Origin of the sequence: Micrococcus sp. Mcc28 (genome assembly GCF_024519775.1) — a bacterium.
In the GTDB taxonomy this organism is placed as follows: Bacteria; Actinomycetota; Actinomycetes; order Actinomycetales; family Micrococcaceae; genus Micrococcus; species Micrococcus luteus.
Genome location: NZ_JALJRH010000065.1, coordinates 1 through 311, shown reverse-complemented (window position 1 = coordinate 311; position 311 = coordinate 1). Strand labels below are relative to the sequence as shown.

Sequence of the window (311 nt, the reverse complement as noted above, 5' to 3'; positions counted from 1 at the left end):
GGAAAAGAAGAGAAAAAGGAGGGGAAGGAGGGAAGGAGAAAAGGGGGGGGAGGGGAAAGGGAGAAGAGAAGAAGGAGGGAGAAAGGGGAGAGAAGAGAGGAGAGAAGGGGAGAAAAAAAGAGGGGAGAGAAGGGAGGAAAGGGGGAAAGGGAAGAGAAAGGAGAGAAAAGGAGGGAGAGAGAAGAAGGAGGAAGAAGGAGGAGGGAGGAAGGGAGGAGAGAAGAAAAAAGAGAGAGGAGGGGGAGAGGGGGGGGGGGGGAGCGGCCAGAAGAAGGAGGGAAGCGGCGGAGAAGAGGATGCGGGCGAGCTCC

At 56.9% G+C, this 311-nt stretch carries 1 protein-coding gene; it reads left to right on the top strand.

What is annotated here, in order from left to right; genetic code table 11:
* Positions 1–311 (top strand): hypothetical protein (locus NR073_RS11475; RefSeq protein WP_256748856.1); only part of this gene is annotated, 311 nt, incomplete at both ends.